At 38.2% G+C, this 15,675-nt stretch carries 14 protein-coding genes; 8 read left to right on the forward strand and 6 right to left on the reverse strand.

Annotation, left to right across the window (positions count from 1 at the left end; translation table 11 throughout):
• The first annotated feature begins 63 nt into the window (after positions 1 to 63).
• The 4 genes from FBF75_RS09480 to FBF75_RS09500 all read left to right on the forward strand — a co-directional run bounded on the left by FBF75_RS09480 (position 64) and on the right by FBF75_RS09500 (position 6,253).
• On the forward strand, positions 64 to 1,317 hold the full coding sequence (locus FBF75_RS09480) for an MFS transporter (RefSeq protein ID WP_099496975.1): 1,254 nt from the start codon (positions 64 to 66) through the stop codon (positions 1,315 to 1,317).
• On the forward strand, positions 1,314 to 3,641 hold the full coding sequence (locus FBF75_RS09485; RefSeq protein ID WP_099496976.1) for an FtsX-like permease family protein: 2,328 nt from the start codon (positions 1,314 to 1,316) through the stop codon (positions 3,639 to 3,641). The genes FBF75_RS09480 and FBF75_RS09485 overlap by 4 nt, the downstream gene beginning before the upstream one ends.
• Positions 3,642 to 3,654: 13 nt before the next feature.
• On the forward strand, positions 3,655 to 4,416 hold the full coding sequence (locus tag FBF75_RS09490; protein ID WP_136944670.1) for an ABC transporter ATP-binding protein: 762 nt from the start codon (positions 3,655 to 3,657) through the stop codon (positions 4,414 to 4,416).
• Between the two features lie 658 nt (positions 4,417 to 5,074).
• Complete coding sequence (locus tag FBF75_RS09500) at positions 5,075 to 6,253, forward strand: response regulator aspartate phosphatase (protein WP_025208279.1); 1,179 nt, start codon at positions 5,075 to 5,077, stop codon at positions 6,251 to 6,253.
• A 93-nt stretch (positions 6,254 to 6,346) separates the two neighbouring features.
• Here the strand turns inward: FBF75_RS09500 and FBF75_RS09505 are convergent, their stop codons facing one another.
• From FBF75_RS09505 to FBF75_RS09520, 4 genes are all read right to left on the reverse strand, one after another.
• On the reverse strand, positions 6,347 to 7,195 hold the full coding sequence (locus FBF75_RS09505; protein ID WP_008347382.1) for a PRD domain-containing protein: 849 nt from the start codon (positions 7,193 to 7,195) through the stop codon (positions 6,347 to 6,349).
• Between the two features lie 31 nt (positions 7,196 to 7,226).
• Positions 7,227 to 8,693 (reverse strand): glycoside hydrolase family 1 protein, encoded by a 1,467-nt coding sequence (locus FBF75_RS09510; RefSeq protein ID WP_017368396.1) that lies wholly within the window; start codon positions 8,691 to 8,693, stop codon positions 7,227 to 7,229.
• A 4-nt stretch (positions 8,694 to 8,697) separates the two neighbouring features.
• Positions 8,698 to 10,557 (reverse strand): beta-glucoside-specific PTS transporter subunit IIABC, encoded by a 1,860-nt coding sequence (locus FBF75_RS09515; protein WP_017368397.1) that lies wholly within the window; start codon positions 10,555 to 10,557, stop codon positions 8,698 to 8,700.
• A 330-nt stretch (positions 10,558 to 10,887) separates the two neighbouring features.
• Positions 10,888 to 11,781, reverse strand: coding sequence for a hypothetical protein (locus tag FBF75_RS09520; protein WP_136944671.1), 894 nt, complete (start codon positions 11,779 to 11,781; stop codon positions 10,888 to 10,890).
• Positions 11,782 to 11,963: 182 nt separating this feature from the next.
• Here FBF75_RS09520 and FBF75_RS09525 point away from each other — a divergent pair, with 182 nt between their 5' ends.
• Positions 11,964 to 12,515, forward strand: a complete 552-nt coding sequence (locus FBF75_RS09525; protein WP_008347390.1) for a PadR family transcriptional regulator — start codon at positions 11,964 to 11,966, stop codon at positions 12,513 to 12,515.
• Positions 12,516 to 12,519: 4 nt separating this feature from the next.
• Entirely contained in the window at positions 12,520 to 13,008 is a 489-nt protein-coding gene (locus FBF75_RS09530; RefSeq protein WP_017359934.1) for a DUF4188 domain-containing protein, read from the forward strand.
• A 10-nt stretch (positions 13,009 to 13,018) separates the two neighbouring features.
• Here the strand turns inward: FBF75_RS09530 and FBF75_RS09535 are convergent, their stop codons facing one another.
• On the reverse strand, positions 13,019 to 13,642 hold the full coding sequence (locus tag FBF75_RS09535; protein ID WP_058337144.1) for an NUDIX hydrolase: 624 nt from the start codon (positions 13,640 to 13,642) through the stop codon (positions 13,019 to 13,021).
• Between the two features lie 170 nt (positions 13,643 to 13,812).
• On the opposite strand from FBF75_RS09535, the gene FBF75_RS09540 reads away from it, so the two are divergent.
• Both FBF75_RS09540 and FBF75_RS09545 read left to right on the forward strand, forming a co-directional pair.
• Positions 13,813 to 14,019 (forward strand): helix-turn-helix transcriptional regulator, encoded by a 207-nt coding sequence (locus FBF75_RS09540; RefSeq protein WP_025208285.1) that lies wholly within the window; start codon positions 13,813 to 13,815, stop codon positions 14,017 to 14,019.
• Positions 14,016 to 14,696, forward strand: a complete 681-nt coding sequence (locus FBF75_RS09545; protein WP_048001215.1) for a DUF3169 family protein — start codon at positions 14,016 to 14,018, stop codon at positions 14,694 to 14,696. The genes FBF75_RS09540 and FBF75_RS09545 overlap by 4 nt, the downstream gene beginning before the upstream one ends.
• 78 nt (positions 14,697 to 14,774) lie before the next feature.
• Here FBF75_RS09545 and FBF75_RS09550 read toward each other — a convergent pair whose 3' ends face one another.
• Complete coding sequence (locus tag FBF75_RS09550) at positions 14,775 to 15,641, reverse strand: hypothetical protein (protein WP_048003524.1); 867 nt, start codon at positions 15,639 to 15,641, stop codon at positions 14,775 to 14,777.
• Between the last annotated feature and the right edge of the window lie 34 nt (positions 15,642 to 15,675).

Genomic DNA, 15,675 nt, shown 5'->3' on the forward strand with positions numbered 1-15,675 from the left:
ACTTCAATACCAATCCTGCATACATTATAGACTGACGGTCGGTCTAAAAGGAGAGTGATTTTCATGTCGTTATCAGCCAAAAATGGCTCCACCCATTTTATTTATCTCGTTCTCGGGCAAATTATTTCCGTTTTCGGGTCTTCCTTGATTCGTTTTGTTCTATCTTTACACGTCTTGGATATGACACATCGTGTTGATTTATATGCTCTGCTTTTCGCTTTATCCAATATCCCGCTCCTCCTTTCGCCATTAGCAGGAGCAATGGCTGACCGGTTTAACAGAAGAAATTTGATGATTTTATTTGATGTTCTTACTGGCATTATGATTCTGGCTTTTTATTTCTGGTTATTTTCAGGTCATGATTCACTTTATATGATTGGAGCCGTCATGATTCTCCTTGGTGTCATGAGTACGTTTTATGCTCCTGCTGTGATGTCCAGTATTCCTCAGCTAGTGAAAGAAGAAAAATTAGAACAAGCGAATGGCATCGTGAATGGCGTGCAGGCCCTTTCAGGTGTTGTCGCTCCTATCATTGGCGGCGTTTTATACGGACTCATTGGGAGCCAGGTCATCATAGGCGCTAGCAGCATTGTATTTTTTCTATCAGCGTGCATGCTTTTACGGTTAAATATCTCTTTCTCACCTAGCCCACTCGCAGAACCGATGACCAAAGTACTCTTGAAAGATATGAAACAAGGATTTTCCTATATCGGAAGCCAGCCATTTTTAAAAAGAGCCATGCTGCTTGCAGCGTTGCTAAATTTCATCCTCACACCATTTTTTATCGTTGGAGGTCCCATTATTTTAAGGGTCACAATGAAAAGCAGTGACATCATGTATGGAATAGGAATGGGCATCATTGAGTTTGCCGTCATCGCAGGCGCCCTGCTAGTTGGGCTTGTAGCGAAACATTGGCGCATTCCTACTTTGTATCGCTGGCTGCTCGTCATCGCAGTCATTTTGCTACCTGTTGCTTTTTCAACATCCAAGGTGGCTCTTCAATTTGGGACATTTCCAGCCTATTTTCTCTTTTTAGCAGGGTGTCTCCCAATTGCCATGCTGCTCACCATGATTTCGATCGTTGTCATCTCACATGTGCAAAAGAAAACACCCAATGCTCAATTAGGAAAAGTCATGGCCAATCTGACAATGGTCTCTCAATGTGCTGCACCGCTCGGTCAAATGATGTACGGGTTCTTGTTCAACACTTTTTCCGCCAGCATGTATGTGACCGTGTTAATCGTCAGTGCCTTGATGTTTGCACTTGCCTTCCTTACAAAAAATATGCTTCGACATGAAGGAGAATCAGCCTCATGAGATTGACGTTTATCAAGAAAGACCTAACCCGCCACCGTCTCATTTCAATCGGCTTAACCCTTTGCATCATGATGACATCATTTTTAGCAACAAGCGCTGCGCAAATGACAGTCCAGTTGAATGGTTCCATTTCTGATTTACTCCAATCAGCCAAAGCACCAGACTTTGTCCAAATGCACGATGGGAGCTTAGATGAAAAAGCGGTCGATACATTTTCAAGTAAACAGTCGATGGTGAAGGCACATCAAATTGTTCCAATGATTCCGATCGAACATGTCAGCATCAAGTTCGGGCAGGAGCCTGCTCAAGCGGGTGTGATGGATCATTTATTTGTAAAGCAAAATCGCTATTTTGATTTCCTTTTAAACGAACGAAATGAAAAGCTCACTGTAAATAAAGGAGAAGTAGCAGTCCCTATTTATTTTCAACAAAAATACCACTTAAAGATTGGCGAAAGGTTACTCATTACAAAAGGCTCTCATCAATTCTCTTTTCAAATCAAAACGTTCTTACGAGATGCCCAAATGAATCCAAGTCTTGTCAGTTCAAAGAGATTTCTTCTGCATGATGCGGACTGGGCGGCACTGAATCAAGTGTTTCAAAAAAAGGAGTACTTAATTGAATTTTTATTGCATGATGCTGGTCAAGCAGATGCTTTTCAATCACTCTATCAATCATCTGAGCTGCCACAACAGGGGCCTGCTGTCACATTACCCCTGCTTCGCATGCTGAATGCCCTAACAGATGGTATGGTGATCGCCATTCTCCTTCTTGTCTGCTTTCTACTCATTAGCATTTCTCTCCTCTCTCTTCGTCTCGCTATGACCGCCGCTATAGAAGAGGATGAACGTGAAATTGGAATCTTAAAAGTACTTGGAATCCCTTTATCAAAAATCAAACAATTATACGTTGGGAAATATGCTGTGCTTGCCTGTATAGGGTGTATAGCAGGATATTTAATGACGCTCATGTTTGGTGATTTGTTTACAGCCAATATTCAGCAATATATGGGGAATCGCCTCTCTTTTATTCATCAGGTGATCCCGCTTTTGGTATCAATTTTGACGGCAATGATCGTCATCTCATTCAGCTATACTGTCCTAAGGAGATTTGGTCAAATATCAGCCGCTCAAGCCATTCAAGGCGGCATAAGCTCACCAAGCCGTAAAAAACAAATTCCTATGCACCTCCAGAAAAACAGATTCCTCCCAGTCAATTTTTGGTTTGGTTTGAAAGATCTGTTCTCGCGAATAAAGGTGTATTCAACAATTACCTGTATTATTGCGCTTTGTACATTTTTAATGTTAATGCCGATTCAGTTATGGTACACATTACAATCACCCGATTTCGTCACATATCTTGGCTCAGGAAAAAGTGACCTTCGAATTGATATTCGGCAGGGAAACCATTTAGAGAAAAGTACAAATAAAATAGAGTCTATGATTAGCGTAGACCAAGACATTCAAACATCTGCCGTCTATGAAACAACTTCTCTACAAGCCAAAACAATGGAGAATACACTAGAAACGCTCTATTTAGAAACAGGTGATCTATCAGCATTCCCTCTCACCTATTTACAAGGAAGGGAACCGTTTAAGGAGGAAGAGATTGCTTTATCGGTGTTAAGTGCTGACTCACTTCAGAAAAAGATAGGCGAAAAAGTCACTCTCGCCACAAATGGACAGCAAGTTCAAAAAATGGTTACCGGCATTTATCAAGATGTCACCAACGGAGGGAAAACAGCTAAAGCATTATCTCAGCCTTTTCCTCAATCATCCCTTTGGAAAACCATTCAAATACAATTAAAACAAGGAATAGACATGGCAGGAAAAAAAGCAGCACTTGAAACAAATATGTCTCCTGCAAAAGTGACAGATACGAAAGAATATGTGCATCAAACAATAGGAAGCACCGCATCTCTAGTAAAAGTGATTGCATTATTTTCAACCATCGCAGCTTTTGGAACAGCCAGCCTCATGTTAATGATGTTTCTGCACATGTTAAGGGCGAAAGATTCAAATCGTACTCACTTGTTAAGGACGATTGGTTTTTCTCAAAAAGATTTAACCTATCAATACTTAACAAGTTTTATCGTCGTTCTCTCTATTGGTGCCTTCATTGGAGCAATCGCTGTTCATACTATTGGTCCGGCGTTGATAAGTGCAGGCGGCGCATCATTAGGAGCATCCAGCCTTCAGTGGTTAGCCCCGAAATGGGTTTGGATCGTGTATCCTCTCCTGCTGTTTATGGTGAATGTAACTGTCATCTCGTGGTTATTGAAGTCCTTTTTTTCTAGTAAAATCAGCCGTCATACACTTTCATAAGGAGATGTTTCACATGGAACAATTAATTGAAGCGAAACAATTGTCTTTACAAATTGATTCATTTAAAGGACAAAAACAGACCATTCTTAGAAATATTCACTTAACCATTAAACGTGGAGAATTTGTCACCATTATGGGACCTTCAGGGTGCGGAAAAACCTCTTTGCTTTATCAACTTAGCGGTATAGAGACATCCTCCAGAGGAGAAATCAAATATAAAGGTCAACTGCTATCAGAAATGACAGACAAACAGTTAACAGCTTTGCGCTTATCAGAGATGGGATTCGTCTTTCAACACAGCCACTTACTAAAAAACCTCAATCTATTTGATAACATCATTGCTGCAGCTTACTTAGCGAAGAAAATGACGAGAAAAGAAGTCAATGAACGAGCAAAATATCTAATGGAGAAACTTGATATTGATCATTTAGCTGATAGATATTTATCAGAAGTATCAGGAGGACAGCTCCAAAGAGCCTCTATCTGTCGAGCTCTTATGAATGAACCAAACATTCTTTTTGCCGATGAGCCCACAGGTGCTCTTAATTCAAGCACCACAAAGGAAGTCATGGATATTTTTTCACAAATCAATTCTGAAGGAACAACTTTGCTTCTCGTCACCCATGATCCAAAAGTGGCCCTTTGCTCTGAAAGAATTTTATTTATGAATGACGGTGAAATTTCAGCCCATTTAAATTTAGGAAAATACGATCGCTTCACCGCTGAGAAACGAGAGGCCTTGTTAAACAAGTGGTTACAAAACTTAGGGTTTTAATTGGTGTCAAACAGGCAGAAAGCTGCCTGTTTTATTTTTTCTTACACTCAAAGGAGTAATCCATAGTCATACTATTTGTTTCTAGTATGATTTTGCCGTCTTCTTGTTGACAAGATTCTGTCAGCAACTCAATTTCTTTGCTATAAAAGTATCTCTTTGAGATATAAAGAGTGACTAAAACAAGTAAAAGCGTCGTCATCACAATTGTCATTTGCCAGTTTAACATTTGAAATCTTTTTTTCATTTCAACATCCTTTCTGAAAGGTCAACACTTGTCTTGGATATTCACCTTTCTCAGTAACTACCAGTTTCTTTTCCAAAATCATCTAGCAACATCATAACTGATTTTCCCTTCTAGATCGACCTTTCATTGTTCTTCTCTCATAGCTAAAAAAGCTTTATTTCATATATTTGGATGGTATTTTCGACCATAAACTTAAAACTAATAGTATCTATCACGTTTTTAGACTTCCAAAAAAAGATTTTACTCATTTGAATAAACAATCAATCATCAATACAATAACGTACATCTCATGACATAAGGTCCTTTTTATTACCTCCTGTCAATCACCTCCCAGAAACGATTATATTTTACCAAAAATTGTGATATCGTTTTTTATTGAAACAGGCGAAAGGATGTTAAAGAGGTGAAATTTCCATGAAAATCATTTCAGCTGAACAGGTGGGGAACCGTTTAAATGATTGGCGAATTGCCATTCGTAAGCATGATGTGCACAATGCAAAGACAATCTACACAGAATTAAAGGAATTACTTCAAGAGATGGAAGAGAATCAGGAGGTCTTGACCTACTATTCATTGCTAGAAGGCAAATTTAAGCTCATGTTATATGAACGAAGAGGTAAAAAACTGAATGAACCGACAGTGCTAGAATACCCTTCTAAAACAAACGACTTAATTGAATATTATTTTTACCTATATAAAGCCCTTTACGCTTCATATAACAGAGACTATGCATCAGCCATCGGACTGTTTAAAATTGCTGAGAAAAAACTACAAAACATTCCTGATGAAATAGAAGTAGCAGAATTCCATACGAAGGTCGCAAACCTATATATGATGCTTCACCAAAGCCTGATTTCACTTCATTATATTCAGAATGCTATCGATATTTTCAAAGGTCATGATGGCTATGAAAGAAGACTGGCAGCAGCTTTTGTGATCGCAGCCACCAACTTCATGGATATTGGCGATTTCAAAAGAGCTGAGAATTACTACACAAAAGCATTACACATCTCAAATCAATTAAACGATCATTTTCTAGCATCACAGCTTTATCACAATATCAGTATTCTATATGCCGAAGCTGGAGAATCAAAAAAATGTATTGATGCCCTAGAAAAGGCTCTTAGTGATGATAACTACCTTTCATCTTGTTATTTCGAACACTCCATGTTTATGTTACTAAAAGAGCTACTCTCCATTGATGAAAAGTCGCAAGCTCTCTATTATTTTGACTTGGTCAAACAAAAACAAGAAATAGACAGAAACCCCATCTATACAGCAAAAATGAATTTTCTCTATCACCTATATTTCACTGAAGACATATCCAAAAAAGCTCAAACCTGTTTCGATGACATCAGTATTCTGAAAGAATTAAAGGATGTTGAAGGTGCCCGTGAATTAAGTGCACTAGCTGCCAAACACTTTGAAGAGCTGGGTTCAATTCACCAAGCATACCTCTTTTTGAAGGATGCCTATCAATTGGAACACACTACACTTAATTGGAGGAATTATGATGAAAAAAGTGAGTTTACTCATTTTCGCTTTAGCCATCGTTGTTTTCGGACAAACGGTGTCTTACAATTCGTTAAATGATACAAATCTTAACCCAACAGAACGACCTATCGGAACATAAACCGATACAATACAAATAACCACTTGCCTCATTACAAGGCAAGTGGTCCACATTTATTTTAGTTCTTGATAAGAAATGAGGCGGTGAATATGTACCGCCAGATACGTAAGTTCGTCATTTGGAATAACAATACTATGCACCTGTTTAATATAATCTTTGATTTTGAAAGCTACATCCATCGCTTGAGGATACAAGTGTGCAATTTGTTCAAACAACTCATTTTCTTGATCTGATAATAATTTATTTGCGTAAAATCTTTCAACAAAGAATTTCACATGTGTAATAAATCGGCTGTAATGAATATTCTCTTGATCCATTTTCATATTCAACGTATAGCGGACGAGATTCACAATACTTCCGATCATCTTGGCATACTTCATGCCATCTTTAGAATCGGACTCTTCACCTAACGCATTAATTAAATGGAAAGCGATATTGGCCGCTTCTTCCTTTGGTAATTGTATGCCCAATGTATTGTTGACTAACTCAAGCGCATAATTACCTACTTCAAATTCTTCGGTATAGTAGTTTTTGATTTCCCAGTATACTCGATTTGTAATATTAATATTCTTCTTGTGCCGTTCTACTGCAAAATTCAAGTGGTCCATCAAGGTAAAATAGACACCAGAATTCAGACTTGAGTTTAAGCGTTTTTCAGCATATTGAACAATATGCTGAGTTAAATCGATAAACTCTTGTGGCATTGAATCTAATAGTTGGAGAAATTCCTTCGCTCTCATGTTATCGACAGACATAAACACTTGATCTGCCTTCTTTTCTTCAATCATTTGACCTGGTTTTTGTCCATAACCAATCCCACGGCCGAATAGAACCATCTCCTGTTGGTTCTGATCTTCAGCCAGAACCACACTCGAGTTTAAAACTTTTTTGATTTTAAACATCGTCATCACCTGTTTTCATGATTGTGGTTTTTCAATCAAGCGATTCACCATTTGTTTCAATGACCTTTTTGTACCAATAAAATGAGTCTTTACGAGAACGTTTTAATGTACCGTTTCCATCGTCATCTTGATCTACATGAATGAACCCGTATCGTTTTGACATCTGTGATGTACCTGCACTAATAATATCAATTGAGCCCCAGCTCGTATATCCGAAGAGGTCAACGCCTTCTTCCACCGCTTCTCTCATTTGGCGGAAATGCTCTTTGAAATAGTTAATACGATAATCATCGTGAATTGATCCATCACTTTCAACAACATCTTTTGCACCCATGCCGTTTTCTACAATGATCAGTGGTTTTTGATACCGATCATATAATTCTATTAAAGAAATTTTCAGACCAACCGGATCAATTTGCCATCCCCAATCAGTAGATGGAAGGTAAGGATTTTTGACCCCACGGATGGTATTTCCATCCGTCTTTTCTAATCCTTCATCAGCTGATTCAGTTAAAGACATATAGTAGCTGAACGAGATAAAATCTACTGTATTTTCTTTTAAAATAGAAAGATCATCTGATTCCATTTGGATATGAATGTTTTTTCTCTCAAGCATGCGCTTGATAAGCGGCGGGTATTCACCAAATACCTGAACATCTGCATAGAAATAGTTTTCTAAGTTTTGTTTCAATGCCCGCTCCACATCATTCGGATGACAAGTGTGCGGATACGTTGTTAATTTTGTCAGCATACACCCTACTTGACTGCCTTGTATGATGCGATGACAATCTGCTGTTACGAGTGCAGAGGCAATGAATTGATGATGGAGTGCTTGATAAACCGTCTCTTCCTCTTTCCCTTCTGGGCAGCGATCAGGAATAATTCCTGCTGTAATAAAAGAGTGGCGGTGAATACTATCTATTTCATTAAAGGTCAGCCAATATTTCACATCATGTTTATAGCGTTCAAAACATACATTGGCGAACTTAACAAAGAGATCAACGACTTTTCTTTCAACCCAGCCATTATATTTCACGCTCAGTGCTAACGGCATTTCATAATGTGACAGTGTCACAATCGGTTCTATGTTGTGTTTTTTCATTTCTGCAAATACACGATCGTAAAATTGGAGTCCTTTTTCATTTGGTTCGTTCTCTTCTCCAGTTGGGAAGATACGGCTCCATGCAATAGAAATGCGAAGAGTTTTAAAACCCATTTCAGCAAATAGAGCCAAATCCTCTTTATAGTGATGATAGAAATCAACACCTCTGCGTTTTGGATACTTTTTATCATCTGGGTCTTTCATCGCTCGATCTATATTTTCAGAAGTAACAGCTAGATGCCCTTCATAATCTTCTACACTCAAATTAGACCGGTACATCGCAATATCAGCAACAGATGGGCCCTTTCCATCTACATTCCAAGCGCCTTCTGCTTGGTTGGCGGCAATGGCGCCGCCCCATAAAAATCCTTTTGGAAAACCTTTTATTGTCGTCATATGTTTAGCCTCCTAATTGGGTGATAACCATCAATGTATCTTGGCGATTGACCTCTTGTAATGGCTGTACCTTAATATCATATTGATCTGTATTCGTGATGACAGCAAGCGTAACTGGATCGTATCCTGCTTCCATGATTTTTTCTACATCAAATTCAATGAGTAAATCCCCTGCTTGTACACGATCTCCTGCCTGCACTTTTGGATAAAAATACTGTCCTTCCAACTGTACAGTATCAATGCCAATATGGAATAATACTTCAACCCCTTTGTCCGTTTTCATACCAAGTGCATGGTTTGTTTCGAACAGCAAGGTGACCTCACCATCTACTGGTGCATATAACGCTCCTTCTGAAGGAATAATGGCAATTCCGTCTCCCATGACCTTTGAAGAGAAAATATCATCTTTTACTTCAGCTAGAGAGATCATTTGACCAATCACAGGGCTTTTGAAAGTTTCCCCTGCTCCAATTTGTTCAGCAAATGCATCTTGATCATTTGTCTTTTCTTCTACTTTTTTATCCTTACCTAATACAAAAGCAGCGATAAAAGCAACAACGAAGGAAATGACAGCTCCAATGACAGCAAACATTAGATTTCGTGGAAGCTCATCTGATATAAACATCGACATACTTGCTAATCCAGGACCAACAAGTACAAAAGCTTGTATACCAACTAATCCAATGAAGATCCCGCCAACAAACGAACCAATCATGACACTTCCAAGTACGCGTTTATTTTGAAGTGTCACACCATACAAAGCAGGCTCTGTGATGCCAAAAAATGCTGAAATTCCTGCCGAAATAGCTGTTGATCTGAGTACCTTGTCTTTCGTGCGTAGTGCCACTGCGAAACATGCTCCACTTTCCGCAATATTATGCGCAAGTGATGCTGGTAAATAAAGTGCTTCTTTCCCGAGGTTCCCCATCGTTGTCACTGCATAAGGGACCATTGCTTTGTGCATGCCTGATGCAACCATAAACGGGAGTACCGCTGCTAAAATTGCAACAGCTACCCAGCCTACTGTATTAAACATCGCAAGAATAACGGATGAAAACCCTTGTCCTGCTGTAAAACCAAGTGGTCCTAATAACAGTAACGTAACGGGTACAGTAATGACTAATGACATCATTGGGACAAAGAAAATCCGAATTGGTTTTGGTGAAAATCGTGTGAAGAATTTTTCCATTTGAGCGTAAAGCAATACAGAAAGGATTGCTGGAAACACTTGATACGCATAAGCTATATTTTTTACGTCGAATGACATTAATTGCGCACCTTCAGTAAGCATGGCTGTCATGTTCGGAAGAAGGAGTGCACCGACTGCTGATAATGCGACCAGTGGGTTTACCTTTAGTTTATTTGCCGTTGTGACAGCGACTAGTAATGGCAGGAAGTATAGTGGTGCGTCACCCACCATGTTCAGTATTTGATAGGTTTGGCCTTTTGCATCCACCCATCCTAATAAAGAGAAGAGGAGAAGAAATGATTTTAAAATCCCTCCGCCTGCGATAGCCGGAACAAGCGGCTGGAAGACACCCACAATGAAATCTAATAGAACTGTGCCTGCTTTTCTTTTTTCTTTTGGCTGATTGGATGGCATGCTTTGCCCAGACGAGCTGCCGCCCATTAAATTTGTTACCTGTTGATACACTTCAATCACGTCATTCCCAATGACCACTTGGCATTGTCCTGACATTCTGACAGCTATGACACCTGGTGTTTTTTCTAATGCTGGTACATCTGCTTTTTTCTGATCAATTAGTGTGAAGCGAAGTCTTGTTGAGCAGTGTTCAAGGTGCGCAATGTTTTCTTTACCACCTACATGCTGTAAAACATCTTTGGCGACTTGTGTGTAATCCATTTTTTCTCCTCCTTTTCTCATACATGAGACCTATATTTTGGCAATAAAAAAAGGATCTAAAACGACAAATTAAAGAAATTCATCGTTTTTAGATCCTGCCTGCATGACCAGTCACATGTCTAATTTATTTATATTGGATTTGTTTTCAGTATATATTGATTATATGAAAGCGTCAACATTTATTTTTCTGAAATTTATTAAGGTCTATATACCCAAAATACTTTTCTTTATTTACTTAAAGCAACTCTTTTGTTCCTTCTATCATCAATCAACAAAATGTTTCTCCATAAAAAACCAGATAAGTTGATTCACTCATCTGGTTTAAGATGCCTATTTTCTCTTTTCTTCTGCTTTCTTTTTAAATGCTTCCGTTTGTTCTTGATATTCCTCTTTCGTGACCGCTTTAAATTCTATAATCCCGCCTGCCATTTTAAAAGGAAATTTAATGTATGTTGCGTCTCGGTCAGTTTCCCCTAAAATAAAACCCTTTTCAATTGCAGGATAAGTACTCAAATCAAACATTATCCCATCTGAAACTCCACCTGCTGTATGTTTCGTTTCTTTATAAGGTTCACCACCATCTCCTGGGGCCTTTCTCATTAGAAAAGAACCTGCCCATTCAGACTGCATATACATTCGTTTTACTTTTAGAAATAGTTGGTATGAACCATCCTCTGCCGTATACAGATAACCATAAGCGCCTGTTACTTTCTTGATGAAGTTTCGTACATAATCATGAAATCTATTTTCCGTGTCATCCATCAGTTTCTCATATCGAGTATGAATGTCCTGTTGAACAGCACGTAGTTTTTTTTGATCAACTGCTTTGTATGTGATGCTGTGCTTTTCATCTTGTTTTTTCACAAAAAGATTCTTTTCGGCAAGGTGAATTTCATATGTGACCGTTTCTTTCCCTTGCTTCACATAAAATTCGTAACCGTTTTCAATTGATTTCCCAGTTAATTGATATTTGTTGATAAATAGATTGGGATCATAATGCCTTTTCGGATTTTCCTCTAAAATGGTTTCATTCAGATGACCTGTTACTTTTCCGTTTCTTTCCGTTACCTTGAACCAGTTCACACGATCATGAGTCTTATATGCAAAGGCGTAGGGATGATTCAAACCACTCTTTTTTGCGATTGCTTGATAGGCTATCCAGCCGCCTCCACCAATCAGTAGTACCGCCAGAATAGTCATGATCCAGATTTTTGATTTACTCATATGTCCCCTCCAAACTATGATCGTTCACTCTATATGAAGGATTCATCTTATTGATTAACCAATCAGTGATCTCTTCACCTCCTTTCTAGCATTTATTTTTTTCTCATACCTCTTGTATCTGCAGTTATACATCGTTTATTATATATCTAAATGATATATCTCTTAGATAGGTGTGTTGATCAATGAAAAAATACAATGATACGACGTATGCGATTTTGGGGATTTTAACGACAGATTGTAAGTCTGGGTATGAAGTGAAGCAATTAATTGATAGGAGCTTGCATCACTTTTGGAAAATTAGTTATGGACAAATTTATCCAGCTTTAAAGTTAATAGTCGAGGAAGGGCTTGCGAAGGTTTCACCCGCTTCTACAACTGGGCGCTCAGACAAGCGGGAGTATCATCTGACTGAAAAAGGGCTGGACACGTTGAGGCAATGGCTGGCGCAGCCGCTCGATCAAGTACCATCAGAACGAAATGAAGTGTTATTAAAGTTATTCTTTGGTCAATATCTTTCGTTTGAGAAAAAATTGGTGCTTTTACAGGATTATGAGAGGCAGCTCCGTATCCGTTATGAGACATATGTTGCGATTGAACAAAACATTCAAGAGCTGTATCCAGATGAAGCTGATGCGAAGTATTGGCTGTATACGTTAGATTACGGAAAGAAAGTGGCGCAGGCTGGAATTGATTGGTGCGTGGAGACCTGTGAATCGATGAAGAAAGAAGGATGAACAAATGAAAAAAAATATACGTGCTGGCAGGTATACAACAGACAATTCTGAGCCGATTGTTGTGTTCATTATCGGAATGAGAATCAATAAACGCTGGGCTGTCCATCAATGGTTGCCAGTATTTAAGGCGATGCCGGGGATGATCAAAGAACTTTATACACATCAAGAAGAACTTGGTTTTCTCGGGACAGAAAATTACTTCGGTTTACGCACCACCACCATGATCCAATATTGGAAATCAACAGAGGACCTCCTTGCCTACGCCAAGATGGAGAAGCATTTGGCTGCTTGGAAAGGATTTAACCAAAAAGCACGAAATAATGACGCGGTCGGAATTTATCATGAAACGTATCAAATTCAAGCCGGCTCATATGAATCTATCTACGTGAACATGCCTTCATATGGATTGAGCCAAGCGAAAGCACCCATCCTAATTGGAAAAGGGAAAGGAAAAGAAACCGCAAAAGAACGCCTTTCTACAACAAATTCCTAGAGCTGATTCTCTAGGAATTTCTTTTTGCAACCATCACAAAATGTTTTAATATACGGGCAGTTAATCCCCAAATGGTGTAACGATCGTAATCATAAAACCACTCCTCAATCGAACGACTCCCCCAGCTGTATTTTTCACCATTCATGATTTTTCCATAAGGAAAATCCTCTCCTGGTGTTGGCTGCACCGATACATGGTGTAAGTATGGTTCGTATTGGCTGAGCCATGATAGAGGCACAGTAAAGGTCTCCTCTACTTCTTCTTGATTAAAGGAATGTTTGACCTGCTGTTCATCAATGATTCCGACAAATGGATATACCACAAAGGATGGAGAGGCAATATAAGGACTGAGCTGTCCTAACACCTTGACGGATTCGGGCGGAATCCCTAGTTCTTCATATGTTTCCCGCAGTGCAGCTTCTTGTGCGGTTTCGCCGCCGTCGAGTTTGCCTCCTGGGAAGCTAATATCGCCAGGCTGTTTTCTCATCGTCAGTGATCGCACTTCAAATAAAACATGCCATTCCCCGTTGACTTGCACCAAAGGGACAAGGACTGCCGCTTTGAACGCTGTCTCTTCTCCGATAAATAGCGGCTGTGATTGATGTAAATCACTTTTTAATTGATCAATGAACATGGGCATCACCTATTTTCTGTTTCTCTTTTCTTTAGCGTATCATTGATTCCCTTTTGAATAAAGGCGATCTTTCTGACAATTATTTTTATCATTTTGACAATTATACTTGTCAAAATGAATATAATACTTTACAATCAAGATAACATTTTGATCAGAGTTGAGGTGACAGAATGAAAAATCGGCTAAAAGAGCTGCGAGCACGTGATGGTTTAAACCAAACGGAGCTTGCGAAACGGGCAAAGGTTTCCCGCCAGACGATCAGCTTAATGGAACGAGATGAATTAATGCCGTCTCTCTTACTTGCTATGAGGCTTTCACGTATTTTTCAAGAACCCATTGAACAAATTTTTCTATTCGAGGAGGATGAACTCACATGAAAACTGTATACAAAATGCTCTTAGGTGCTCTCCTTGGTTTTCTCGGTGCTTACTGTTTGCTGGCATCCGAATTTGAGATGACACTTCTGCAGACAGCATTTGAAGCGACTCTTGTCATCACTGGCTTGACAGTTCTATTCATCATTTATTGTTTTTCAGGCATTTCGCGCATGAAGAAAAGAGTCTCTCTTTCAGTATCTGGTGATGAGGAGGATGAACTCGAGGTAAAACAGTACCGAACTTTTACTGATGTAACGTTAGCTAATACGGTGAGTACCATTTTATCGATCATTGCAATTGGTATTTCCATCGTGACTGAGCAGCCACTCTGGCTGATTCTCACAAATGCTGCCTTATTTTTGATCACCGTCATTCTTTCTTATGTGTCGACCTCTGTCCTAAAGCTCGTCTATCCTAATCGTCACCTACCTAGTCCAACCGATAAAGATTATGGCAAAAAACTGCTCGCCATTTCTGATGAAGGCGAAAAGCATGTGATGCTCGATGGGCTTTTTCACACTTTCCAAATGATGAATATTTTATTGACCGGTGCCATGTTTATTTTGATTGTCTATTCTCTTGGCGCCAATCACTCTCAGCTCTTCTCCATCATCGTCGTTGGACTTGTTCTGATCATTCTTAATGCATACTATATGTTGAAGATTCGAAATCGTTAAATAAGCAAAAGCACAGCCATTTAAAAAGGCTGTGCTTTGAGTAAATGGCGGAGTATCGAATTTGAAATGAATGATTGATCAACTTCTTTCATTTTTAGTTGATAATTTATTTACAAAATATGAAATAAATATTCCGACAAAAATAATATTAAAGAGGTTGCCTAAAATAAATTCAAACAGGGGAATATAACCAAAAATCCCTTTTTTGATAATAATAGTAGGATAATTATAAAAGAACTCTAAACCTTTATATATTATTAAAAGACTCTCGTCGCTCTTATACTCCATACTATTAAAAAATCCAAAGATATTATTATTATTATAGTAAAAGGCTCCGAAGGCAACACCAACTACAGTAATAAAAAAGAGATATACAAAAATAAAATTTGTTAAATGAACAAAAGTGGATCTAAAAATATCCATCACATTTTTTAGAAATACAAATGTATATACAGTAGTGAAAAAAATTATTGTAATCATTAACTTGATATTAGATAAATTATCCAAAAACTCTAATAAAAGAGTAAGTGGATACAGCAATAGTATAAATACCTTAAAGATATAGCCTACAATATTGACATCCTTATTATCATGTTTATATGCAAACATGAAAGCTATTAATAGCAAGAATAATATTCCAACATAAAAATATAACTCTTTTATGTTAAAAAATTGCACAGATAGAAGAAGGAAAAATAGAAAAAAGGCAAACCAAACTGTCCATTTCCCTTTACTGTTAATAAAGAGAGATTTTATCACAGCACTCTTTATTAATTTTTTTAAATCAACCCATTTTAAGTTACCTTTAAATTTAATTCCTCTCCAATTTACACCACGGAAAAACTTCAAAATGATTTTATAATACCTTTCCATATAAAATAAACTTGTTATTATAACAGGTATTAATAGAAGTATAAAAATAACACCAAATAATATTATACCCAATCTTATCCTCCTCCCCCTAAATATTTCTAAGATT

This window comes from Bacillus sp. S2(2019) (assembly GCF_005144805.1).
Classification (GTDB): domain Bacteria; phylum Bacillota; class Bacilli; order Bacillales; family Bacillaceae; genus Bacillus; species Bacillus altitudinis.